The following is a 21,661-nucleotide window of genomic DNA, read 5'->3' as shown; positions in this document are numbered from 1 at the left end:
ACAGAGCAGGCAACAAGATGATTGGCAACAGTGAACTGGAAGCCCTCGGCGACAAATTGCAGACCACGCTGGTCGACCTTATGCGTTGCCGCGAGCGCGAGGCCAAGTATCGTCACGAGTCCCAGACTCTGCTGGGGGGGGTTGCCACCCTCGCCGATGCCAAGACGCTGGAGCAGGTGCTGGAGAGCCTTATCCAGGTGCTCAAACCCTTTATCGGCTTTGAGCACGCGGATGTGGTGGCCTGGGAAGGGGAGCAGGGAAGTACCCACCTCAGCACCGAGCCAATGCTATCAGCCCGCAGCTGGCGCATGACCCCGGCATTTGCCCGCGCCATCTCGGGTGAAACCTTGGTGATTTACGATCCCGCCCAGCTGCCTGAGCTTGCGCCGCTGGCGAGCGAGCCGGGCTGGGCCAGCGTGATGCTGACCGGGCTGCAGGCCCCCGGTTTTACCGCCACCCTCATCTGCCGCCACGCTCGGGCGGGCACCTTCGATCTCACCAGCAAGGCCGCAATGGAGCGTTGCCGTCCTCTTATCGCCCAGGCGCTGGTCAACATCACCTATCGGGCCCGCTTGCAGGAGCAGGTCGCGGTAAAAACCGAGGCGTTACAGGCCAGCGAACGCCGTTTTCGCAGCTTCGCCGCCATGGCTTCAGACTGGTTCTGGGAGACAGATGCCGAGCATCGCCTCAGTTATGCCTCAGAGCCGGGTTATCTGGATGAGATGACCCCGCAAGCGACCCGGCCGACCCTCTATGACTACGTCTGCAACAAGCAGAGCTGCGATGCCCAGAAATATCTGCAGCTTTTGGAGCTGCGCCAGCCGGTGCGAGGGGTGCGGATGCAGGTTGCGCTGCAACACGGCCCCTGCTGGATGGAAGTGAGCGCCGAGCCCTGTTTTGACCATGATGGCCTGTTTATCGGTTATCGCGGCACTGCCCGGGATATCAGCAACCAGATCCGTAGGGAAGAGGAGCTGGCGCGGGCACGGGATGAGGCCGAAGCGGCCAACCGTGCCAAGTCCCAATTTCTGGCCATGATGACCCACGAGATCCGTTCGCCCATGAATGCGGTGTTGGGGATGCTCGATCTGGTGCAGCATGCCGAGCTGGCGCCGGAGCAACAGAGCCTGCTGCGTCATGCCACCCACTCGGCCAGATTGCTGCAAACCATCATCGACGACGTGCTCGATTTTTCGAAAATCGAGTCGCAAACCCTGGTGTTGCACTGCGAAACCTTGCAGCCAGTCCAGCTTTGCCAATCCCTGGTCGAGCCGCTGCAAACCCGTGCCGCCGCCAAGGGGATCGCGCTGGTTTATCGGGTCGATGAGTCTGTGCCCCGGGAGTTGCAGGGGGATCCGATGCGTTTGTCACAGGTGATGGGCAATCTGCTGGACAACGCCCTCAAGTTTACCGAGCAGGGGCAGGTGACTCTGCACCTGGGTTGGCAGGATGAGAAGCTGCTGATCTCGGTCTCCGACACCGGGATCGGGATCGCTGATGCGGATCAGGCGCTGCTGTTTGAGCCCTTCTCCCAGGTCGACAACTCGGCCACCCGGCGTTTTTCCGGTACCGGCCTCGGTCTTGCCATCAGCAAGCGTCTGGTGACGCTTATGGGGGGAGAGATCCACCTGAAGAGCGAGCCGGGTAAGGGAAGCTGTTTCTGGTTCGAACTGCCCGGCATGGCGTTGCCTTGCCATTGTCAGCCCCAGCGGGAGGAGGGGGCTTCGGCACTGCTGCCACTGGATGTGCTGGTGGTGGAAGACAGCCCGGTGAACCAGTTGGTGGTGTCGCTGATGCTGCAAAAACTGGTGGGTAAGGTACGGCTGGCTGCCAATGGCCTGGAGGCGCTGGCACAGGTGGATGAGCAGCTCCCGGATTTGATCCTGATGGATATGCGGATGCCCCTGATGGACGGACTGGAAGCGACTCGCCGGTTGCGGGAGTTGGGATGCACCATGCCTATCGTCGCCCTGACGGCTAATGCGATGGCGGAGGACAAGGCGTGCTGTCTGGCGCAGGGGATGGATGACTTTCTCGCCAAGCCTATCACCTTGTCACGGCTGAGAGAGTGTTTGCAGCGTCACTTTGGTCAGCGGTTGCCGACGCGCGGATAAAAAAATGGTCAACTTTGTGGGTTGACCAGTTCTTCAGCAAATACTGAAGAGAGCACGGGATAAATCGGGTTGTATCAATCTATATGAAAAATCTGTGCCAACTTTTTTGGGACTCTTTTGTGTTCAATTTTGGCCGTTTAGCGCAGCGGCTCTCTCTTGTTATGGCGTTTTGCGTTCCTACTTAGTCGCAAAATGCGAATTTCACATTTTCATTGTTGGAATAATTGCATTTTGCAACGCTGTTTTTGTCATTGTGAAATCAGGCGATGCAGGAATTTACGGGCCGCTTCGCTGTTTTGTTTGGCAATCAGCATCTGCTTTTCATAAATCGGCATCGGTAATATCTCGAGCCAGCGCTGGCAGAGCCAGGCGGCATCTTCAAAGCGCTTGTCCGGATAGAGCTCATCAAGCTCCGGATACTGCTCGAACACTTCCCGCAGGCGATTGACCAGCAGCTTGTCGTTGAAATCGGAGTGGGTGCTCGGCCAGTTGGGCAGCATCTCCACCTTGGCCCGGCGCAGGCCCATCTCGTCTGTTTCCATCTCGTGGATGCAGAAGCGCTCCAGTCCCAGCACCGTCACACCCAGCAGGCCATCATTGAGGGTGTAGAAGTCGGTCACCTTGACCCGGGTGCCCACCGGCAGAATGCGGCCGGATTGTCCCGAGGTGGTCGACTCTTCCATCACGATGCCAAAGCCCTGATCGTTGATGAATGACTCCTTGAGCATCTGCAGGTGGCGTGGCTCGAACAGACGCAGAGGAAGCTTGCCGCCCGGCAGTATGTGGGAAGGCAAGGGGAACAGTGCCAAAGGTTGTAGTTTCATGTTCCATCCTCCATTGAGTAGTTGCTGAATATGACAATGCAGCGACTGTGCCAGAGAATGAAAAAAGCCACCGGAGGGTGGCTTTTCGGGCGGTTGAGGGCGCTTAGTTGCGCTGCTCCAGATACATGACAGCCGCTTCCACGCGGCTTTGCGCCTCGAGTTTCTTCAGCAGGCTCTTCACGTGAACCTTGACCGTTCCCTCGGAGATATGGAGTACCGAGGCGACCTGTTTGTTGGAGAGGCCTTTTGCAATTTCGCGCAGGATTTGCATTTCGCGACGCGTTAAGCTTTCCAGCTTCTGCTGCAGGTGATCCAGCTCGTAGATGTTTTCGAGATAGGGGCGCAGCGGTTCGCTCAGGATCTGCTTGCCGGTCATCACGTCGGCCAGCTGTGCCAGCAGCAGATCAGGCTCGGTATCCTTGAGCAGGTAGCCGTCGGCACCGGCCTTGAGCAAAGCCACCACATCCTGACGGGCATCGGAGACGGTGAGGATCACCACCCGGGAGGTGATCTCTTCGGCCCGCAGCGCCTTGAGGGTATCGAGGCCGGAGAGCCCCTTCATGTTGAGGTCGAGCAGGATCAGGTCCGGCTCTGATTCTTTGGCCAGCGCCACGGCATCTGTGCCGTTGGAGGCTTCACCGGTCACCTCCATGTTCTCTTCCAGAGCCAGCAACTGCACAATCCCTTTGCGCATGAGGGGATGGTCATCTACGACCAGAACTGTGTATTTCATCTCGTCCATCAGGCGTCTCTCGCTAGACTGGTGGGAAAGGTCAGATGCACGCAGGTGCCTTGTGGTTGCTGCTCGTTGATGGTCAGCAGACCGTGCAGTTTGCTGGCGCGCTCGTTCATGATGCTCAACCCGTAATGGTTGATCGCCGAGCTGGCGAGTCCGATCCCGACACCGTCATCTGAAATCTGAACCTCAATGTTACCACTGGCGAGGGTCTCACAGCTAACATCAATCACTTGCGCGTTGGCATGTTTGATGGCATTGAGCACTGCCTCACGGATCAACTGCAAAATGTGGATATGCTGGCCCGCCTCCAGGTCGTTGTCGGCCAGTCCGTAATGGAACCGGATTTCGGCCTGGGTCTGGGGTTGCAGCTGATCGAGCATGACGCGGATCGCTTCCCCCAGATTGGCATCGCCAATGGTGAGACGGAAGGTACCGAGCAGTTCGCGCAACTGGGTATAGGCATTGCTAAGCCCCTCGTCGATCTGCTGCATCGCCTCCTGCGCCTTGTCATGTTGCCCCTTGGCGTAAGAGCGCTTGAGCAGGGTGGACTGGATCTTGAGATAGGAGAGGGCCTGCGCCAGCGAGTCGTGCAGCTCCCGGGCGATCACCGCCCGCTCCTCCATCAGCAGCAGTCGCTGCTGTTGCAGCAGGGTCTGGTCTTTGTGCAGCACTTGGGCCAGCAGCATGGTGAAGTTTTTAATCAACCGCTCATCGATGGGGTGCTGGCTGATGATGTCGAGGCGGCCGAACTCCTGCTCATCCATCTGCAGATAGAAGCTGGCGACCGCATCGAGATCGCCGGGCCAGCCGGTGCGCCCCGAGATGTAGACCGGCATGGCGTTGTGCTCGAAGCGGGTTAGCCGGATGTGGTCGATATGCTGGTGGGCGGCGGCACGGTCCAGCAGTTTGATAAGGGTACGGGTGCTGAGCGGAGCTGCGTGCAGCTTCTGGGCGGTCGAGTAGAGAAACGAGAGAGTATCGTTGGCCTGCTGCAGCTTGGCGGTTTTCTCCTCCACCTTGTTTTCCAGCTCCCGATAGAGCTTGCCCAGCTCGTCGGCCATGGTGACGAAGGCGCGCGACAGTTCCCCCAGCTCGTTTTCGCCGTGGGCGGGCAGCTTAAGATCGAAATCCTGCCGCTGGATCTGGCGGGCGCAGTAGACCAGCTGGTTGAGGGGGGCGACCACCTGCTGGCGGGTGAAGCGCACCGTGAACCAGGCGATGGTGATGATGGCCAGCAGGCCGAGCCCCTCCGCCAGTGCCAGCATCCGCACCTTGAATTCCACGTGGTACTGCATCTGATTGACGAAATTGTCGATGGCCGCCACAAACTGCTCGGTGTTATCGGTGTACCGTCTGGGGGTGCGATCCTCGATGTGCTGGCGCATCACCTGCCACTGGCCGAGCACCTCGCCATAGGTGCGACGCAGGGAGGCAGGAGTGATCCAGCGCTGGGTCTCCTGCAGCTCTTCGGCATGCAGGGTCTCTTCAAACTGGGAGAGGCGCCCCAGCACGCTGTCGCCCCGCTCGATTTCGTAGGCCATCCGGTAGGCTTGCATCCGCAGCGAACCGGAGAGGTTGATCGCCTTGGCATCGGGCACCGAGTAGAAGAGGGTGACCATGGCGACCAGCGCGATCAGGCTGGCCATGAAGAGGATCAACACCATGGCGCGGCCAATGGCACTGCTGACCGAATGGACCCTGAACCGTTTTCCCATACTGATGCGCACCTCTGAATAGTGATAAGGACCCCGCAAGATGCGTGGGAGTGTACTCCAACTTGTGTTAGCATCGAAAAACTAGATGAACTCCGAGCGGTTTTGCCTAAGTCCTAGCGATAGGGGGAAACCAGCCGTCAGCCGACGTTCGAGCTGTAAGGGTCAGGAAAGAAATGCCCTGGCCTCCCGTATTTGGAAAGGTGTTTATGTTGCCACTTGAAGATGGTTTTTCCCGTCGTTTTTACTATTTGCGTCTGTCAGTGACCGATGTGTGCAATTTCCGTTGCACCTATTGCCTGCCTGACGGTTATCGCCCCCCGGAAGGTCACAAAGCGGGGCGTCAACCCTTTCTCTCGATTGACGAGATCCGCCGTGTGGTCAGTGGTTTTGCCGCCATGGGCACCCGCAAGGTGCGCATCACGGGGGGCGAGCCCTCCCTGCGCCGCGATTTCACCGAGATCGTCAAGGTGATTGCCACCACCCCAGGCATCGAGAAGGTCGCCATGACCACCAACGGCTATCGCCTCAAGGAGCGGGCTCAGGAGTGGTTTGATGCCGGACTCAACGCGCTGAATGTCAGTGTCGACAGTCTCGACCCGCGCCAGTTTCACCAGATCACCGGTGAGAACAAGCTGGCCGAGGTGATGGAGGGGATCGAAGCAGCGCTCGCCGCCGGTTTCAAATCGGTGAAGATCAATGCGGTGCTGCTCAAGGGGCTCAACGACTACCAGCTCGATGCCTTTCTGGGCTGGATCAGGCACAAGCCCATCGAGCTGCGCTTTATCGAGCTGATGCAGACCGGCGAGATGGATACCCTGTTTCGTGACCACCATGTCAGCGGGGAGCAGATCAAACAGCGCTTGCTGGAGAGTGGCTGGGTGCAGCAGTTGCGGGGCACGGATGACGGTCCGGCGCAGGTCTTTATGCACCCCGATTCGCAAGGTGGGGTGGGGCTCATCATGCCCTACAGCAAAGATTTCTGTGCCGGTTGCAACCGGCTGCGGGTCTCCTCGCTGGGGAAGCTGCATCTGTGCCTGTTTGGCGACAACGGTATCGACCTGCGGGATCTGCTCGGCGCAGATGCACAATCTGATGAGCTGCAACAGCGCATTCGCGCGGCACTGGCGGGCAAGAGTGCCACCCATCGTCTTCATGAGGGCAATGCCGGCATCACCCCTCATCTCGCCTCGATCGGCGGATAACCGCAAAAAATCGCCAACGATTAAATAGCAATCCTCACATGGAGGTATTTTAACCGATACCTCCTTTTTTATTGCGCTGCAAGGCTTTGATCTGGCGCAAGAATCCCCCCTGTTTATCTCCCTGGTGGTATATCCCTTACCTTGTCAGGGCCGCAATATACACCCACTCTTATAATTGGTATCAAGAATGCCAATCATGGACTCGCACTGTCCCCTTTTTCACCAGAACAGGAGTCAACATGCCGGATGAGATCGATCTTGCCCGCCGCGGCCTGTTCCGGGGGCGGCTGAGAACTGCCGAACCGCCGGTGCAGTTGCCCTGGTCAGTCAACTGGTCGGCATTTGTCGCCGACTGCACCCGCTGCGGGGAGTGTCTGGCGGCCTGTCCGGAGCAGATCCTGGTGAATGGCGAGGGCGGTTTTCCGGTGGTCGATTTCCAGCGTGGCGAATGCACCTTCTGCACCGAGTGCGCCACGGTCTGCAAGGCGCCTGTGTTTCGCCCGACCAGCGAGTCCCCCTGGCACTACAAGGCCCATGTCGAGGCCAACTGTCTGGCCAATGGTCAGGTGTTCTGCCAGCGCTGTCAGGACAGCTGTGAGCCCAATGCCATTCGTTTTATTCCGGTGCTGGGGCGTGTGCCCACCCCGACGGTCGAGCCGGATCGCTGTAATGGCTGCGGCGCCTGTGTGCAGGATTGTCCAGTTGGCAGCATCAAGGTCGACGGGCGAGCCGCCCCATCCGGTGGTGCGAATCAGCCCACCCTCAAGCAGGAGTCAGAATGAGTCAGAAGCCGTGTGACACAGAAGCCACAATGGATCAGGAGTTCCATGTATCGAGTCTGGTGGTGCTGACCCAGCCCCCTTTGCGCCATCAGCTCGCCGAGCAGATTGGCGCCCTTGAAGGGGCCGAGATCCACGCCGTCAGTGACGAGGGCAAGCTGGTCGTGACCCTGGAAGGTCCGAGCCAGCGGCCGATCATGGCGGCCATTGATGCGATACAGGCGATGCCGGGTGTGCTCTCTGCCGCCCTGATTTACCACCAGTTCGATGAACTGGGCGGTCACTGAAAAGAGTGATGGGATGCCGGGCGTGCCCTCTGCCGCTGATGGCTGGCTCCCGTTCGACAGATTCGACAACTATTACGCGATAAGCAATGTGAGGATATGCCATGAAGCTGAGTCGACGCGACTTTATGAAGGCCAACGCGGTGGCAGCTGCCGCTGCCGTGGCCGGTGTCAGTGCCCCCACGCTGGCAGCCAATCTCATCACCAGTACCGACAAGACGGCCATCCATTGGGATAAGGCTCCCTGCCGCTTCTGCGGTACCGGCTGCTCCGTGCTGGTGGGCTCTCAGGATGGTCGGGTCGTGGCGACTCAGGGTGACCCCGATGCGCCGGTCAACCGTGGCCTCAACTGCATCAAGGGTTACTTCCTCTCCAAAATCATGTATGGCCAGGATCGCCTGACCCAGCCGATGCTGCGGATGAAGAACGGCCAGTTCGACAAGGATGGCGACTTTGCCCCCATCAGCTGGGATCAGGCGTTCGACATCATGGCCGAGAAGTTCAAGGCAACCCTGAAAGAGAAGGGGCCGACCGCTGTCGGCATGTTCGGCTCCGGCCAGTGGACCGTCTGGGAAGGCTATGCCGCCGCCAAGCTGATGAAGGCCGGTTTCCGCTCCAACAACATTGACCCCAATGCTCGTCACTGCATGGCCTCTGCGGTCGTCGGCTTCATGCGTACCTTCGGCATGGACGAGCCGATGGGCTGCTACGACGATATCGAGCAGGCCGATGCGTTCGTGCTGTGGGGCTCCAACATGGCCGAGATGCACCCCATCCTCTGGTCGCGGATGTCCGATCGTCGCCTCTCCAACCCGGATGTGCAGGTGCACGTGCTCTCGACCTTCGAGCACCGCAGCTTCGAGCTGGCGGACAACGGCATGGTGTTCACTCCGCAGACCGACCTGGCGATCCTCAACTATGTCGCCAACTACATCATCCAGAACGACAAGGTGAACTGGGACTTCGTCAACAAGCACACAGTGTTCAAGAAGGGGGTCACCGACATCGGTTACGGCCTGCGCCCGACCGATCCGCTGCAGCAGAAAGCGAAGAACCCGGACAGTGGCGATGCCACTCCGATGACCTTCGAGGAGTTTGCCAAGTTCGTGGCGGATTACGATGTGGAGTCGGTCTCCAAGCTCTCCGGCGTCTCCAAAGAGAAGCTGGAAAAGCTGGCCAAGCTCTATGCCGACCCGAGCAAGAAGGTGGTCTCTTACTGGACCATGGGCTTCAACCAGCATACCCGTGGCGTCTGGGCCAACAACCTCTGCTACAACATCCACCTGCTGACCGGCAAGATCTCCGAGCCGGGTAATGGTCCTTTCTCACTGACCGGTCAGCCCTCTGCCTGTGGCACCGCGCGTGAAGTGGGTACCTTTGCCCACCGTCTGCCTGCCGACATGGTGGTGACCGAGCCCAAACACCGCGCCATTGCCGAGAAGATCTGGAAACTGCCGGAGGGGACCATTCCCGACAAGGTGGGTTTCCACGCCGTGCTGCAGGATCGCATGCTCAAAGATGGCAAGCTCAACGCCTACTGGGTGATGTGTAACAACAACATGCAGGCCGGCCCCAACATGAATACCGATCGCCTGCCTGGCTATCGCGATCCGCGCAACTTCATCGTGGTCTCTGACCCTTACCCGACCGTCACTGCCCAGGCCGCTGACCTCATCCTCCCCACCGCCATGTGGGTGGAGAAAGAGGGGGCCTATGGCAACGCCGAGCGCCGCACCCAGTTCTGGCACCAGCAGGTGAAAGCGCCGGAAGGGGCCAAGTCCGACTTGTGGCAGCTGATGGAGTTCTCCAAGCGCTTCAAGGTTGAGGAAGTCTGGCCGGCTGAGCTGATTGCCAAGATGCCGGAAGTGAAGGGCAAAACCCTGTTCGATGTGCTCTATGCCAACGGTCAGGTCAACCAGTTCCCGAAAGAGCAGAGCAAGGGGATGCTGAACGACGAAGCCGAGCACTTCGGTTTCTACGTCCAGAAGGGCTTGTTCGAAGAGTACGCCACCTTCGGTCGTGGCCACGGTCACGATCTGGCACCGTTCGATCAGTACCACGAAGCGCGCGGTCTGCGCTGGCCGGTGGTAGATGGCAAAGAGACCCTGTGGCGCTACCGTGAAGGGTTCGACCCCTATGTGAAAGCGGGCGAGGGGGTGCGCTTCTATGGTAAGCCCGATGGCAAGGCGGTCATCTTCGCTCTGCCGTTCGAGCCCGCCGCCGAGTCGCCCGATAAAGAGTACGATCTGTGGCTCTCCACCGGTCGCGTGCTGGAGCATTGGCACACCGGCACCATGACCCGTCGGGTACCCGAGCTTTATCGCGCCTTCCCGGATGCGGTGCTCTTCATGCACCCGGACGATGCCAAGGCTCGCGGCGTGCGTCGTGGCGAAGAGGTGATCGTCTCCTCCCGCCGTGGCGAGGTGAAGACCCGTGTAGAGACCCGTGGTCGCAACCGTCCGCCGAAAGGACTGGTCTTCATGCCCTTCTTTGATGCGAGCCAGCTGGTCAACAAGCTGACCCTGGATGCCACCGATCCGCTCTCGAAAGAGACCGATTACAAGAAGTGCGCCGTCAAGGTGATGAAGGCTTAAGGCGGGGGAGTACGAGATGAGTCGTAGTCGTCGCCAGTTTCTGGCCGACATGGCCAAGGGGGCCTGCGGTGTGGGCCTGCTTGGCGTGGGGCTCGGTGGCGTGGCCCGCCAGCAGGCGCAAGCTGTGCCTGCTCAGGCGCTGCGTCCGCCCGCCGCTCTCGATGAAGCAGAGTTCCTCAGCGCCTGCGTGCGCTGTGGGCTCTGCGTCGAGGCGTGCCCCTACGACACCCTCAAGCTCGCCCGGCTGTTTGACCCTGTGACCACCGGTACTCCTTATTTCAAGGCGCGTGCCGTGCCGTGCGAGATGTGTGATGACATCCCTTGTGTGGTGGCCTGTCCGAGCGGGGCGCTGGATCAGCAGATGACCGACATCGATCAGGCCCGGATGGGGGTGGCAGTGCTCATCGATCACGAGACCTGCCTCAACTATCTGGGGCTGCGCTGCGATGTCTGTTATCGGGTCTGCCCGCTGATTGACAAGGCGATCACTCTTGAGCTGCAGCATAACCAGCGTACCGGCAAACACGCCATGTTCCTGCCCACGGTACACAGCGATGTCTGTACCGGCTGTGGCAAGTGTGAGCATGCCTGCGTGCTGGAGGAGGCCGCCATCAAGGTGGTGCCACGTCAGCTCGCCAAAGGTGAGCTGGGTCATCACTACCGACTCGGCTGGGAAGAGAAGGCCAAGGCGGGGAACAAGTCGCTCATCGGCGACAGGCTCACCCTGCCCACCCGCAAACCGGAGGGGTTATGAGTCGTTATCCGGGGGAAGAGGCTCGCATCAAGCTGGGGTGGTGGCGTTCCCACCGCTTCCTGTTGCTGCGTCGGCTGAGTCAGTTCAGCGTGCTCGGGCTGTTTTTGCTGGGGCCGCTGGCGGGTATCTGGATCCTCAAGGGCAACCTCTCCAGCTCGCTGTTGCTGGAGACTGTGCCGCTGACCGATCCCCTCACGCTGTTGCAGTCGCTGATGGCGGGCCACTGGCCCATCACCACCCTCTGGTTGGGGGCTGCCATCGTGCTGGCCGGTTACTGGCTGGTCGGGGGGCGGGTGTTCTGCTCCTGGGTCTGTCCGGTCAACCTCATCACGGATGCCGCAGCCTGGCTCCGGGGGCGACTTGGATTAAAGGGCAACGGCCAGTTCAGCCGTGCGACCCGCTACTGGTTGCTGGCCATGGTGCTGGTGGTGCCAGCGGGGGTCGGGATGATGGCGTGGGAGTTGGTCAATCCGGTGTCGCTCGCCATGCGCGGTCTGCTGTTTGGCATGGGGGCGGGCTGGGCCCTGCTGGCGGCGCTATTCCTGTTCGATCTCTTCGTGGTTGAGCGGGGCTGGTGCGGTCATCTCTGTCCGGTGGGGGCCTTCTATGCCCTGGTCAACCGGGTCGGATTTATCAAGATTTCTGCCAAGGGGCGCGAGCGGTGCAACAACTGCATGGATTGTTATGCGGTCTGCCCGGAGCGTCCCATCCTGCGCGGGCCTGTTCATGGTGCCAAGCGCGGTCACGGGCCCTTGATTGCGGCTCAGGAGTGTACCAACTGTGGCCGCTGCATCGATGTCTGCGCGGAGCAAGTTTTTGAAATCACTGTAGGTTTTGCCGTCAAGGCAGAAAAAACGTCGGAGAACAAATAATGAAAAAGCTGATTGGAGCAATGCTGGCCTGCCTGATGGCGGGATCCTTGATGGCAGCGGCCCCCGAGATCACCAACAGTACCGGTGGCCTCAAGTCCGAGCGTGGCGCCACCGATCTGGTGACCGATGCCACCGCCGCGCCCCTGAAAAACTTCCGCAAGGATGGCGCGCCCTACGATCGCCAGTACATGCATCAGCCGCCGCTGATCCCCCATGACATTCGCAACTATGAGGTGGACACCAAGGTCAACAAGTGCCTGGCTTGCCACAGCTTCAAGAATGCCAGTGCCATGAAGGCCCCCAAGATCAGTCCGACTCACTTCGAGACCCGCGACGGCCTGACCCTGGGTGAAGTGTCGCCGCGTCGCTACTTCTGCCTGCAGTGCCATGTACCGCAAGCGGATGCCAAGCCGCTGGTGGAAAATACTTTTAAACCGGTTGAAGCGCTGAACTGAGGAATCCATAGATGAAATTACCCGGCTTTATCCAGCGTCTGTGGACCACCTTCAAGTCACCATCGAAGGCGGCTCTCTGGGTCATCTTGCTGATGGGCTTCTTCGGTGGCGTGATTTTCTGGGGTGGTTTCAACACCGCCATGGAAGCATCCAACACCGAGGCCTTCTGCACCAGCTGTCACGAGATGAAGGACAACGTGTTCGAGGAGTATCGCGACACCATCCACTACGCCAACCGCTCCGGCGTGCGGGCCAGCTGCCCGGATTGCCACGTACCGCACGAGTGGACCTACAAGATCATCCGCAAGGTGCAGGCTTCCAAGGAGCTGTGGGGCATGATCACCGGCAAGGTGGATACCCGTGAGAAGTTCGAGTCGCACCGGCGCGAGATGGCGGAGCGGGAGTGGCAACGAATGAAAGAGACCGATTCGCGCGAGTGCCGCAACTGCCACAACTTCGAGTACATGGACTTCTCCCTGCAGGGGCAGCGTGCCGCCAAGATGCACTCTACCAATCTGGCCAGTGGTGAAAGTACCTGCATCGACTGTCACAAGGGGATTGCTCACCAGCTGCCCGACATGACCGGGGTGAAAGGGTTCTGATCCTGCGACGACAGGCCGGGTTTGCCCGGCCTGCGTTTTGTTCATATATGGGACAAGCATCAGATTTGTGTGTCTTTTAAATCCCATATCTCGTGAAACCTTTGATAGAATCAGCCCGCCGTCACACGCTTGAGCAAGTTGGTCACCCCTGTCTGCGTCCGTTTTTGCGCCCTGACAGCTGGCCTCTCATACCCCTTCTCTTCCTGCCTCGTTGACGGCCCATAGCCACAAGGAGCTGCCCGATGGGACAGAAACACAACGCATTTATTCCCCTCAAGATTGCCGTGCTGACGGTCTCCGACAGCCGCACCGCCGCCGATGACAGCTCGGGCGACTATCTGGTCTCGGCCCTTACCGACGCGGGCCATCAGCTGGCCGATCGGGCGCTCTGCCCCGACAACCTGTTTCGCATCCGCGCGCGGGTGAGCGAGTGGATCGCCGAGGAGGGGGTGCAGGTGGTACTGATTAACGGCGGTACCGGCTTCAACGAACAGAACCGGGTGCCGGAAGCGGTCGGTGTGCTGTTCGAGCGCACCGTACAGGGTTTTGGCGAGATGTTCCGTCAACTCTCTTTTGCCGAGATTAAAGGCTCCGCCATGCAGAGCCGTGCGCTGGCGGGACTCGCCAATCGCACCCTGATCTGCTGTCTGCCCGGTTCCACTGGCGCTTGCCAGCTGGGTTGGGAGCAACTGATCCGCGATCAGCTCGATGCCCGCACCAAGCCGTGCAACTTTGTCTCCCACCTCTGAGAGCAAACGATGAACCAGACCGATCCCAAGCAGACCCAGCCCAACCTGACGCATCTGAACCAGAGCGGCGAAGCCCATATGGTGGATGTCACTGACAAGCTGGTGACCGAGCGCGAAGCCCGTGCCGAGGCGTTTGTTGCCATGGCCCCCGAGACGCTGGCGCTGATCCTGAGCGGCCAGCACCACAAGGGGGACGTGTTCGCCACCGCCCGCATCGCAGGCATCATGGCTGCCAAGAAGACCGCCGATCTTATCCCCCTCTGCCATCCGCTGGCCTTGACCAAAGTCGAGGTGGAGATAGTGCCGCTGCCCGAGCAGCACAAGGTGCATATCCGCACCCTCTGCAAGCTCTCTGGCAAGACCGGGGTGGAGATGGAGGCGCTGACGGCAGCGTCGGTAGCGGCGCTGACCATCTACGACATGTGCAAGGCGGTGCAAAAGGACATGGTGATCGAACAGGTGCGGCTGGTAGAGAAAAAGGGCGGCAAGTCCGGCCATTTTCAGCTGGGGTCAAATAGCGGGGAGCAAGCATGATCAAGGTACTGTTTTTTGCGCAAGTAAGAGAGCTGGTGGCCTGTGATGAACTGAGCCTGCCGTGCGACTATGCCACTGCGGAGCAACTGCGTGCGGCGCTCTGTGAACGCGGCGACAAGTGGGCACTCGCCCTCGAGTCAGGCAAACTGCTGGTGGCGGTCAACCAGACCCTGGTGCCCCTCGATACCCCCATCAATGATGGCGATGAGGTGGCCTTCTTCCCGCCGGTGACCGGAGGTTAAGGATGAGCGAGGCAACCATGACCGATCGCATTCTGGTCCAGCGGGCCGACTTCTCGTTGGCGGACGAATATGCCCGCCTAGCCACCCGCCCAGACAGTGGCGCCATCGTCACTTTTGTTGGCAAGGTGCGCGACTTCAATCAGGGGGAGGAGGTGAAGGGGCTGGCCCTCGAGCACTACCCCGGTATGACCGAGAAGGCGCTGGCCGATATCGTGCAGGAGGCCCGTCGCCGCTGGCCGCTGCAGGAGTGTACCCTCATTCATCGTATCGGCGAGTTGTGGCTTGGCGATCAGATCGTGCTGGTGGCGGTGAGCAGTGCCCACCGCGACGCCGCCTTTGACGCCTGTCACTTCATCATGGATTTCTTGAAAACCCGGGCGCCGTTCTGGAAAAAAGAGCTGACCGCCGAGGGGGTGCAACGCTGGGTCGAGGCCAAGGAGAGCGACTACGCCGCCGCCGCCCGCTGGCAAGCCTGACCTGTTCATCACGAGGGGCGCAGGTTCAACGGGAACCACGGCCCCGCCAAGGGGCGCGGATGTGCGGGCCCCATCAGGAGAAAGGGAATGAAACCGCTGTTATCTGTTGTCATCGTCGGCGTCTGCGCCGCCACCTTGCATACCGGTGCCGTGCAGGCCGATGAAGTGAAAGTGGCTGTGGCGGCCAACTTCAAGGGAACCATCGAGCGTATCGGCAAGGAGTTCACCGCCAAGACCGGCCACACCCTGGCCATCTCGTCTGCCGCCACCGGAGTGCTCTACACCCAGATCAGTCACGGCGCACCGTTCGATCTCTTCCTCTCCGCCGATGCGGCGACCCCCGAGAAGCTGGAAAAAGAGGGCAAGGGGAGCGATCGCTTCACCTACGCCATCGGCCAGCTGGGGCTCTGGAAGAAAGGGGGGCCGGCCCCTGACGAGGCGACCCTGCGTAGCTGGAAAGGCAACCTCGCCATCGCCAATGCCCGCACAGCTCCTTATGGTGCTGCCGCCATGGCGACCCTCACCCATCTCAAGATCGATCCCAAGCAGTACCGGCTGCTGACCGGTGCCAACATCGGCCAGACCTGGCAATTTGTCGACACCGGCAATGCCGAGCTGGGCTTTGTCGCCTGGGCCAATCTGGTGGAAGCGGACAAGACCGGTGAAGCCTGGGCCGTACCGGCTGACTTCTATCCCCCCATCGAACAGCAGGGGCTGGTATTGAAGAAAGGGAGTGCGGTCGAGGCGCTGGTCGCCTGGCTCAAGGGGCCGGGTCAGGCGCAGATCAAGGCAGCTGGTTATGCCTTGCCCCAATAAGGGGATGGGCCTGATGCGATACCCTGAGTGGTCGGCCTTCGGGTCGGCCACTCTTTGCAATAAGGATGGATACCATGCCGTTGGGGGCATTTATCAACCGGGAGGTCGGCAATGAGTGAAGGGGATCTGCTGGCGGTCTGGCTCACCCTGAAGCTTGCGGCCTGCACCACAGCGATTTTGCTGTTGCTGGCTCCGCCGCTGGCCTGGTGGCTGTCGCGCAGTCAGAATCGGCTGCGGCCGCTGGTGGAGGCGCTGGTGGCGCTGCCGCTGGTGCTGCCCCCCACAGTGCTGGGTTTTTATCTGCTGCTCGCCTTCTCCCCTGAATATGGCTTCGGCGCCTGGTGGCGCGACACCTTTGGTGCCCCTCTTGCCTTCAGCTTTCTCGGCCTGCTGTTTGCCTCCATCCTCTATTCGCTGCCGTTCGTGGTGCAGCCGCTCACCTCCGCTTTCGTCAACATGGGCAACAAGGAATTGGAGGCCGCCGCTACTTTGGGGCTCGGCCCGCTGGAACGCTTCTTCCACATCATCTTGCCGATGACTCTGCCGAGCTTTGTGATGGCAGCGGCCCTCGGCTTTGCCCATACATTGGGTGAGTTTGGCGTGGTGCTGATGATTGGCGGCAATATCCCCGGCGAAACCCAGGTGCTCTCCATCGCCCTGTTTGATCATGTGGAGGCGATGGATTATCAGAACGCCCATATTCTGGCGGGCGGCCTGATGGCCTTCTCGCTGGTGATGCTGGTGCTGGTCTATGGCGTGTTGCAGCGCAGACAGCGGAGAGTGTTTGGATGAACCAGCCCGCCACTATGCCGCCAGTGAACGAGCCGCACCGCCATGCCCTGAACCTCTATGTTCGGCGCGAGTTTGACCCCTTTACCCTCGATTGCGCACTGACCCTCGAGCTGGGGGGGATCCTCGGCCTGTTCGGCCCCTCCGGCTGCGGCAAGAGCACACTGCTGCGCATCATCGCCGGACTCGATCGCCGAAGCGGGGATCGCTTGCGGTGGCGCGATCGGGAGTATGCTCAACTTCTGCCCGAAGCGCGCCGGATCGGGCTGGTGTTTCAGGACTCGCGCCTCTTCCCCCATCTGACGGTGCTCGGCAATCTGCAACTGGCGGCCCGCAAGGGGCGAGGGCGCTGGCAGCCCGAAGCGCTGGCGGCTCGGCTCGGTTTTGCCGATCTGCTGGGGCTGCCTGCCCATGCCCTCTCTGGCGGTCAACGCCAGCGGGTAGCGCTGGGGCGGGCGCTGCTGGCCGAGTCTGATCTGCTGCTGCTCGATGAGCCTTTTTCTGCGCTCGATCGGCGCAGCCGCATCCATCAGGCCCATGTGCTCAAGGGGTTGCAGCAGGAGAGCGGTATCCCGATGATCTTCGTCAGCCACGCCATGGAGGAGGTGAGCCTGCTCTGCGATCAGCTGGTGCTGCTGGAAAGTGGCAGGGTGGAGGCGCAAGGCCGGCCGAGCGAGATTTTCGCCCGCACCGATCTCTCGCTCGCCAGCCGTGACGATGCCGGGGTGATGCTGGATGCGACCCTCTCTCACTACGATGAAGGGGAGCAGATGGCGACCCTGCAGCTTGGTGAGCAGCAGTTGCGGGTCACCATGACCCATGTGCCGGACGAGAGTGGCCCTTTGCAGATCAAGGTGGCGGGGCGCGATGTGGTGATCGCCACCGCCCCCATCGAGCACTCCAGTCTCTCCAACTGTCTCGTCACCCGTCTGCTGGCGGTGCGCGAGGTGCGCCCCGGCCAGACCCTGTTGCAGTTGGCGCTGGGTGAGCAGATACTGCTGGCCCGGATCACCAGCCGCTCCGCCAGGCGGCTGGCGCTGGCGCCGGAGCAGCAGATCTACGCTTATATCAAGGCGGTGAGTCTGGTCAGCGAAGGCTGATTGGGCGCCGTGCCGTGGCAGGATAACCACGGGCAACATAACAACAAGAGATGGTTCAGGTGATGAGTCGAGAGGCAATACACTGATGCGCCGCAATCAGGTGATGAAATTCAACGGTCTTGCCCTGCGCAGTGCGGGGGAGGGCCCCTTGCTGTTGCTGCTGCACGGGCTGGGCTCCTCCAGCCTCGACTGGCAGGCGCAGATCGAACGGTTTTCCGAACACTACCGGGTGGTGGCGCTGGACTTGCGCGGCCACGGCCAGAGCATGCTGGAGGGGCCGTTCGATGTGGCGACCCTGGCAGCCGATGTGGTGAACTGGCTCGACGCACAGCCAGAACCCGCCTGGGTCGTGGGATTGTCGCTGGGGGCCATGGTAGCGCTGGAGCTGGCGCTGCAACTGCCCCACAAGGTGCAGGGGCTGGTGCTGGTCAACGGTTTTAGCGAGTTTCTGCTGGATACACCCAAAGAGCAGGAGCGTTACGCCCAGCGCCTCAAGTGGCTGCGCTGGTTTGGCATGCGCCCGCTCGCCTGGTGGCTGGGACGCGAGCTCTTCCCGGGCCCGGATCTGGCACAGGTGCGCCACACCTTCCGGCTGCGTTTCGTGCGCAATAAAAAGAAAACCTACAAGGCGCTGCTGGAGGCGTTACCCGGCTGGTCGGTACGCGCCCGGCTCGGCGCCATCTGGCAGCCGGTGGCCATCATCTCCACCAGTCACGACTACCTACCGCTGGCCAAACGGGTAGAGCAGTTTGCCGCCCTGCCCAACGCCACCATCCACACCCCCAACGGCCACCACGCCTGGCCTGCGGAAGACCCCTCGGGCTTTAATCACCTGTTGCAACGGATCCTCACGACCCATTGAGAAAGGGGTTGTTAGGCGCAGATACCAAAAAGCCGAACCACAGGGTTCGGCTTTTTTTGATCCCGTTTGCGTCAAGGATGGGAACAGACGGGGCAGTCGGGGCGTTTGGGCAGCTTCATCTCGCGGAAGGTGCCGCTCAGGCCATCGATCATCAGCAGGCGGCCGCTGTAGCTTTTGCCCATGCCCGCCAGCAGCTTGATGGCTTCCAGTGCCTGCAGGCTGCCCACCAGACCAACTACCGGAGCGAGTACGCCCGCTTCGACGCAGGTGAGGGCCTGCTCGCCAAACAGGGCGCTGAGGCAGGCGTAGCAGGGTTCATCTTCCTGCCAAGTGAAGCTACAGAGCTGACCCTCCAGCCGGATGGCGGCGCCACTGACCAGCAGTACCCTGTGCTGGCGCGCCTTTTGGTTGAGCAGGTTGCGAATGGCCAGGTTGTCGGTGCAATCGAGCACCAGCTGATGTCGGGGCAGCTGGGTATCGAGCAGCGCCTCATCGGCCACGGCAGCGTGGGTCTCGACGTTGAGCCAGGGATTGAGGGTTCGCAGCGACTGGGCGGCAGAGTCTACTTTGTAGTGGCCAATGCGCTCATCGTTGTGCAACACCTGACGCTGCAGATTGGAGAGCTCCACCTTGTCGAAATCGACCAGGGTGAGCTGGCCAACTCCGGCTACCGCCAGATACTGGCTGGCGGCGCAGCCAAGGCCACCAGCGCCGATCACCAGCACACGGGCCTGCTTGAGCGCCTCCTGTCCCTCGAAGTCGAAGGATTTGAGGATGATCTGGCGGTTGTAACGCAGCAGTTCGGCGTCGCTCAGGATCTCGCTCACAGCAGCAATCCCCCTAATGGCTCCACGGTCACCGTCTCGCCCGCGGCAACGCGGCCCCGCTCGCGCTCAAGAACGATGTAGCAGTTGGCTCGCGACAGTGAGCTGAACACGGCGGAGTCCTGCGAGCCGGTGCTGCGCACCTCGAGGCCGTTTGGCCCCTGACTCAGGATGCCGCGCTGGAAGTCGAGTCGGCCCGGGCTCTTTTTGAGTGGCTCGGCCGCAATGGCTTGCAGCTGGAGCGGGCGCTCGAAGTGCTGGCCCGCCAGCTTGGCCAGCGCCGGTTGCACCAGCTGATCGAAGGTGACCATGGCGGAGACGGGGTTGCCCGGCAGGCCGAAGAACCAGGCGCGGGGCAGACGGCCAAAAGCAAACGGCTTGCCCGGCTTGATGGCAAGCTTCCAGAAGCCAATCTCGCCGAGCTCGTCCAGCAGTTGTTTGGTGAAATCCGCTTCCCCCACCGAGACGCCGCCGGTGGTGATGAGTACATCGGCCTCTTCGTCGGCGCGGATAAAGGCAGCGCGTAGCTGGGCCGGATCGTCGGGGATGATGCCAAGGTCGAGGCAGTCGCAGCCCATGCGCGCCAGCATGGCCCGCACGCCGTAGCGGTTGGAGTCATAGATATCGCCATGGGCGAGCGGGGTACCGACCGGTTTGAGCTCATCGCCAGTGCTGAAGATGGCCACTTTCAGCGGTCGGCGCACCGCGACGGTAGCCACGCCGAGGGAGGCTAGCAGTGGCATCTCTCTTGGGGTGAGGCGAGTGCCGGCTGGCAGCACGCAGGCGCCCTTGCCGATATCGCTGCCGGTGCGGCGGATATTCTGGCCCGGTTCGGGTTGCGTAAGAAAAGTGATCCGATCGCCGTCGGCCTGCGTTTCTTCCTGCATCACCACCGCATCGGTGCCTGCGGGAACCGGGGCGCCGGTCATGATCCGCACGCAGTGGCCGGCGGGCCACTCGCCCTGATAGGGCTGACCGGCAAACGCTTTGCCCGCCATGATGAGCGGGGTGCCAGCAGTGAGATCCGAAAGGCGCACGGCGTAACCGTCCATGGCGGAGTTGTCGAACGGAGGCACGGCGAGGGGGGAGGCGATATCGCTGGCAAGTACCCGGCCAAGAGCCTCTGGCAGGGGCAGCTGCTGGCTGTCGCAGCAGCAGGCGAGTTGCTCCAGCATCCCTTGCAGGGCATCGCTTAAGGGGAGTAGTCCGCTGGTATCAAATCCCATCGTCATGACCTCTTTCTATGATTGAAGGCGGGATTATCACAAAATTCCCCGGGGATGGGCAGGTTATCTCAAGGGAATCTCGAGGTAATCAGCGCTGAAACGGGGTGAGATGGCCATAAAGTATGAGGTGACGCACAAGTTGACTTGAATCTTGGCGGCAATGGCCGTTTACTATGCCGCCATAACAGATGGCCGTCACATCCCGTGTGGCGACCATTACAGCGATACCGTCGGCCCTGTGCGCCGCAATAACATAAGGGGTTGCTCCTTGAGCTGCCCTCACAGTCCCTGAGCGTGGGAGAGAAGATAATGACAACCTTAAGTCCGGAAGCCTTGCTGGTCAGGGCTGCCCTCGAAGCCCAGGGACTGGAAACTCCCCTGGTCACCAACGAGCTGAACAGCCAGCAGAAGCGGGAGAAGATCGAAGGCCATATGCGCTCCATCATGGAGACCCTGGGGCTGGATCTGGCCGATGATAGTCTGGCCGAGACGCCGCATCGCATCGCCAAGATGTACGTCAACGAGATCTTCTCCGGCCTCGACTATTCCACCTTCCCCAAGGTGACGGTGATCGAGAACAAGATGCAGGTGGACGAGATGATCATGGTGCGGGACATCAGCCTCACCAGCACCTGCGAACACCACTTCGTCACCATCGACGGCATGGCCCATGTGGCCTATATCCCTCGTGGCAAGGTAATTGGCCTGTCGAAGATCAACCGAATCGTGCAGTTCTTTGCCCGCCGTCCCCAGGTGCAGGAGCGGCTGACCCAGCAGATCCTGCTGGCGCTGCAGACCCTGCTCGGTACCAAGGATGTGGCTATCAGCATCAAGGCGACCCACTACTGCGTTAAGGCACGCGGCGTGATGGACTCCACTTCCTATACCACCACCACCTCCCTCGGCGGGGTGTTCAAGACCCAGCCCGATACCCGGGCCGAGTTTCTCGGTGGCCTGCGCGGATAAGATGGCGGTTGTTTTGTAACCGCCACGCTGAATAAACGAGACGCCAGCAGCCATTGCTGGCGTTTTTCATTGGTCCCGGATGAGAGTGGCGGCCTGCAACGGCTTGGCCCGTGTGGCTTGCCTTATGCAAACGTTATGCATTT

At 60.9% G+C, this 21,661-nt stretch carries 23 protein-coding genes and 1 riboswitch; of the genes, 18 read left to right on the top strand and 5 right to left on the bottom strand.

Features of this window, described 5'->3' with window-relative positions:
* Positions 1 to 17 precede the first annotated feature (17 nt).
* Complete coding sequence (locus AB5Y71_RS14100) at positions 18 to 2,114, top strand: ATP-binding protein (RefSeq protein ID WP_368171836.1); 2,097 nt, start codon at positions 18 to 20, stop codon at positions 2,112 to 2,114.
* A 248-nt stretch (positions 2,115 to 2,362) separates the two neighbouring features.
* Here AB5Y71_RS14100 and AB5Y71_RS14095 read toward each other — a convergent pair whose 3' ends face one another.
* The 3 genes from AB5Y71_RS14095 to narQ form a co-directional block, all read right to left on the bottom strand.
* The gene (locus AB5Y71_RS14095) at positions 2,363 to 2,938 is read right to left on the bottom strand and encodes an LON peptidase substrate-binding domain-containing protein (protein ID WP_005334473.1); all 576 of its coding nucleotides are present in this window, start codon (positions 2,936 to 2,938) and stop codon (positions 2,363 to 2,365) included.
* Positions 2,939 to 3,041: 103 nt separating this feature from the next.
* Positions 3,042 to 3,680, bottom strand: coding sequence for a two-component system response regulator NarL (narL, locus tag AB5Y71_RS14090; protein ID WP_005334471.1), 639 nt, complete (start codon positions 3,678 to 3,680; stop codon positions 3,042 to 3,044).
* Positions 3,680 to 5,392 carry a nitrate/nitrite two-component system sensor histidine kinase NarQ gene (gene narQ / locus AB5Y71_RS14085; RefSeq protein WP_005334468.1) on the bottom strand — a complete coding sequence of 571 codons (1,713 nt, stop codon included), beginning with the start codon at positions 5,390 to 5,392 and terminating at the stop codon, positions 3,680 to 3,682. The genes narL and narQ overlap by 1 nt, the downstream gene beginning before the upstream one ends.
* A 78-nt stretch (positions 5,393 to 5,470) precedes the next feature.
* Positions 5,471 to 5,611, top strand: a riboswitch (molybdenum cofactor riboswitch).
* On the opposite strand from narQ, the gene moaA reads away from it, so the two are divergent.
* From moaA to AB5Y71_RS14005, 16 genes are all read left to right on the top strand, one after another.
* Positions 5,599 to 6,594, top strand: a complete 996-nt coding sequence (gene moaA, locus AB5Y71_RS14080) for a GTP 3',8-cyclase MoaA (protein ID WP_041202018.1) — start codon at positions 5,599 to 5,601, stop codon at positions 6,592 to 6,594. It overlaps the preceding riboswitch by 13 nt.
* Before the next feature lie 239 nt (positions 6,595 to 6,833).
* Positions 6,834 to 7,376: a ferredoxin-type protein NapF gene (gene napF, locus AB5Y71_RS14075; RefSeq protein ID WP_064336554.1), complete on the top strand. Its 543-nt coding sequence runs from the start codon at positions 6,834 to 6,836 to the stop codon at positions 7,374 to 7,376.
* 29 nt (positions 7,377 to 7,405) lie between these two features.
* Positions 7,406 to 7,660, top strand: coding sequence for a chaperone NapD (locus AB5Y71_RS14070; protein WP_031227438.1), 255 nt, complete (start codon positions 7,406 to 7,408; stop codon positions 7,658 to 7,660).
* A gap of 101 nt (positions 7,661 to 7,761) precedes the next feature.
* Entirely contained in the window at positions 7,762 to 10,251 is a 2,490-nt protein-coding gene (gene napA / locus AB5Y71_RS14065; protein WP_319889900.1) for a nitrate reductase catalytic subunit NapA, read from the top strand.
* A 16-nt stretch (positions 10,252 to 10,267) separates the two neighbouring features.
* Entirely contained in the window at positions 10,268 to 11,005 is a 738-nt protein-coding gene (napG, locus tag AB5Y71_RS14060) for a ferredoxin-type protein NapG (RefSeq protein ID WP_100653339.1), read from the top strand.
* Positions 11,002 to 11,877, top strand: a complete 876-nt coding sequence (napH, locus tag AB5Y71_RS14055) for a quinol dehydrogenase ferredoxin subunit NapH (RefSeq protein WP_368171835.1) — start codon at positions 11,002 to 11,004, stop codon at positions 11,875 to 11,877. Before napG ends, napH begins: the two co-directional genes overlap by 4 nt.
* Complete coding sequence (locus AB5Y71_RS14050) at positions 11,877 to 12,332, top strand: nitrate reductase cytochrome c-type subunit (protein WP_005334452.1); 456 nt, start codon at positions 11,877 to 11,879, stop codon at positions 12,330 to 12,332. The genes napH and AB5Y71_RS14050 overlap by 1 nt, the downstream gene beginning before the upstream one ends.
* A gap of 11 nt (positions 12,333 to 12,343) precedes the next feature.
* Positions 12,344 to 12,934, top strand: coding sequence for a cytochrome c3 family protein (locus AB5Y71_RS14045; RefSeq protein WP_005353459.1), 591 nt, complete (start codon positions 12,344 to 12,346; stop codon positions 12,932 to 12,934).
* Positions 12,935 to 13,176: 242 nt separating this feature from the next.
* The gene (gene moaB, locus AB5Y71_RS14040) at positions 13,177 to 13,683 is read left to right on the top strand and encodes a molybdenum cofactor biosynthesis protein B (RefSeq protein ID WP_107685088.1); all 507 of its coding nucleotides are present in this window, start codon (positions 13,177 to 13,179) and stop codon (positions 13,681 to 13,683) included.
* A 9-nt stretch (positions 13,684 to 13,692) separates the two neighbouring features.
* Positions 13,693 to 14,217 carry a cyclic pyranopterin monophosphate synthase MoaC gene (gene moaC, locus AB5Y71_RS14035; RefSeq protein ID WP_236268391.1) on the top strand — a complete coding sequence of 175 codons (525 nt, stop codon included), beginning with the start codon at positions 13,693 to 13,695 and terminating at the stop codon, positions 14,215 to 14,217.
* A complete protein-coding gene (gene moaD / locus AB5Y71_RS14030) occupies positions 14,214 to 14,459 on the top strand; it encodes a molybdopterin synthase sulfur carrier subunit (RefSeq protein WP_120415736.1) in 246 nt (81 codons plus the stop codon). The genes moaC and moaD overlap by 4 nt, the downstream gene beginning before the upstream one ends.
* 2 nt (positions 14,460 to 14,461) lie before the next feature.
* Positions 14,462 to 14,935 (top strand): molybdopterin synthase catalytic subunit MoaE, encoded by a 474-nt coding sequence (gene moaE, locus AB5Y71_RS14025; protein WP_368171834.1) that lies wholly within the window; start codon positions 14,462 to 14,464, stop codon positions 14,933 to 14,935.
* Positions 14,936 to 15,022: 87 nt separating this feature from the next.
* Positions 15,023 to 15,751 carry a molybdate ABC transporter substrate-binding protein gene (gene modA, locus AB5Y71_RS14020; protein WP_368171833.1) on the top strand — a complete coding sequence of 243 codons (729 nt, stop codon included), beginning with the start codon at positions 15,023 to 15,025 and terminating at the stop codon, positions 15,749 to 15,751.
* 111 nt (positions 15,752 to 15,862) lie between these two features.
* The gene (gene modB, locus AB5Y71_RS14015; protein ID WP_005361814.1) at positions 15,863 to 16,543 is read left to right on the top strand and encodes a molybdate ABC transporter permease subunit; all 681 of its coding nucleotides are present in this window, start codon (positions 15,863 to 15,865) and stop codon (positions 16,541 to 16,543) included.
* A 14-nt stretch (positions 16,544 to 16,557) separates the two neighbouring features.
* Positions 16,558 to 17,640, top strand: coding sequence for a molybdenum ABC transporter ATP-binding protein (modC, locus tag AB5Y71_RS14010; RefSeq protein ID WP_368171844.1), 1,083 nt, complete (start codon positions 16,558 to 16,560; stop codon positions 17,638 to 17,640).
* Between the two features lie 85 nt (positions 17,641 to 17,725).
* Positions 17,726 to 18,502, top strand: coding sequence for an alpha/beta fold hydrolase (locus AB5Y71_RS14005; protein ID WP_368171832.1), 777 nt, complete (start codon positions 17,726 to 17,728; stop codon positions 18,500 to 18,502).
* Positions 18,503 to 18,573: 71 nt separating this feature from the next.
* On the opposite strand, the gene moeB is transcribed toward AB5Y71_RS14005, so the two are convergent.
* Both moeB and moeA read right to left on the bottom strand, forming a co-directional pair.
* Entirely contained in the window at positions 18,574 to 19,329 is a 756-nt protein-coding gene (moeB, locus tag AB5Y71_RS14000; RefSeq protein WP_113739138.1) for a molybdopterin-synthase adenylyltransferase MoeB, read from the bottom strand.
* A complete protein-coding gene (gene moeA / locus AB5Y71_RS13995) occupies positions 19,326 to 20,552 on the bottom strand; it encodes a molybdopterin molybdotransferase MoeA (protein ID WP_368171831.1) in 1,227 nt (408 codons plus the stop codon). Before moeA ends, moeB begins: the two co-directional genes overlap by 4 nt.
* A 309-nt stretch (positions 20,553 to 20,861) precedes the next feature.
* Between moeA and folE the strand changes: the two genes are divergently transcribed.
* The gene (folE, locus tag AB5Y71_RS13990; protein WP_042054628.1) at positions 20,862 to 21,518 is read left to right on the top strand and encodes a GTP cyclohydrolase I FolE; all 657 of its coding nucleotides are present in this window, start codon (positions 20,862 to 20,864) and stop codon (positions 21,516 to 21,518) included.
* Positions 21,519 to 21,661 lie beyond the last annotated feature (143 nt).

Origin of the sequence: Aeromonas sp. R9-2, from assembly GCF_040908025.1 — a bacterium.
GTDB lineage: Bacteria > Pseudomonadota > Gammaproteobacteria > Enterobacterales > Aeromonadaceae > Aeromonas > Aeromonas veronii.
Note: the sequence above shows the minus strand (reverse complement) of the source record. Positions and strands in the feature narration are given on the sequence as shown.

What these genes read in the sequence shown, in the direction of transcription:
- moaE (WP_368171834.1), top strand. Translation starts at nt 14,462, where the DNA reads ATGAGCGAGGCAACCATGACCGATCGCATTCTGGTCCAGCGGGCCGAC.
- AB5Y71_RS14045 (WP_005353459.1), top strand. Translation starts at nt 12,344, where the DNA reads ATGAAATTACCCGGCTTTATCCAGCGTCTGTGGACCACCTTCAAGTCA.
- modA (WP_368171833.1), top strand. Translation starts at nt 15,023, where the DNA reads ATGAAACCGCTGTTATCTGTTGTCATCGTCGGCGTCTGCGCCGCCACC.
- modC (WP_368171844.1), top strand. Translation starts at nt 16,558, where the DNA reads ATGCCGCCAGTGAACGAGCCGCACCGCCATGCCCTGAACCTCTATGTT.
- moaA (WP_041202018.1), top strand. Translation starts at nt 5,599, where the DNA reads ATGTTGCCACTTGAAGATGGTTTTTCCCGTCGTTTTTACTATTTGCGT.
- moaD (WP_120415736.1), top strand. Translation starts at nt 14,214, where the DNA reads ATGATCAAGGTACTGTTTTTTGCGCAAGTAAGAGAGCTGGTGGCCTGT.
- folE (WP_042054628.1), top strand. Translation starts at nt 20,862, where the DNA reads ATGACAACCTTAAGTCCGGAAGCCTTGCTGGTCAGGGCTGCCCTCGAA.
- AB5Y71_RS14095 (WP_005334473.1), bottom strand. Translation starts at nt 2,938, where the DNA reads ATGAAACTACAACCTTTGGCACTGTTCCCCTTGCCTTCCCACATACTG.
- moeA (WP_368171831.1), bottom strand. Translation starts at nt 20,552, where the DNA reads ATGGGATTTGATACCAGCGGACTACTCCCCTTAAGCGATGCCCTGCAA.
- moaC (WP_236268391.1), top strand. Translation starts at nt 13,693, where the DNA reads ATGAACCAGACCGATCCCAAGCAGACCCAGCCCAACCTGACGCATCTG.
- napF (WP_064336554.1), top strand. Translation starts at nt 6,834, where the DNA reads ATGCCGGATGAGATCGATCTTGCCCGCCGCGGCCTGTTCCGGGGGCGG.
- AB5Y71_RS14070 (WP_031227438.1), top strand. Translation starts at nt 7,406, where the DNA reads ATGGATCAGGAGTTCCATGTATCGAGTCTGGTGGTGCTGACCCAGCCC.
- napH (WP_368171835.1), top strand. Translation starts at nt 11,002, where the DNA reads ATGAGTCGTTATCCGGGGGAAGAGGCTCGCATCAAGCTGGGGTGGTGG.
- AB5Y71_RS14100 (WP_368171836.1), top strand. Translation starts at nt 18, where the DNA reads ATGATTGGCAACAGTGAACTGGAAGCCCTCGGCGACAAATTGCAGACC.
- modB (WP_005361814.1), top strand. Translation starts at nt 15,863, where the DNA reads ATGAGTGAAGGGGATCTGCTGGCGGTCTGGCTCACCCTGAAGCTTGCG.
- narQ (WP_005334468.1), bottom strand. Translation starts at nt 5,392, where the DNA reads ATGGGAAAACGGTTCAGGGTCCATTCGGTCAGCAGTGCCATTGGCCGC.
- moaB (WP_107685088.1), top strand. Translation starts at nt 13,177, where the DNA reads ATGGGACAGAAACACAACGCATTTATTCCCCTCAAGATTGCCGTGCTG.
- napA (WP_319889900.1), top strand. Translation starts at nt 7,762, where the DNA reads ATGAAGCTGAGTCGACGCGACTTTATGAAGGCCAACGCGGTGGCAGCT.
- napG (WP_100653339.1), top strand. Translation starts at nt 10,268, where the DNA reads ATGAGTCGTAGTCGTCGCCAGTTTCTGGCCGACATGGCCAAGGGGGCC.
- AB5Y71_RS14050 (WP_005334452.1), top strand. Translation starts at nt 11,877, where the DNA reads ATGAAAAAGCTGATTGGAGCAATGCTGGCCTGCCTGATGGCGGGATCC.
- narL (WP_005334471.1), bottom strand. Translation starts at nt 3,680, where the DNA reads ATGGACGAGATGAAATACACAGTTCTGGTCGTAGATGACCATCCCCTC.
- AB5Y71_RS14005 (WP_368171832.1), top strand. Translation starts at nt 17,726, where the DNA reads ATGCGCCGCAATCAGGTGATGAAATTCAACGGTCTTGCCCTGCGCAGT.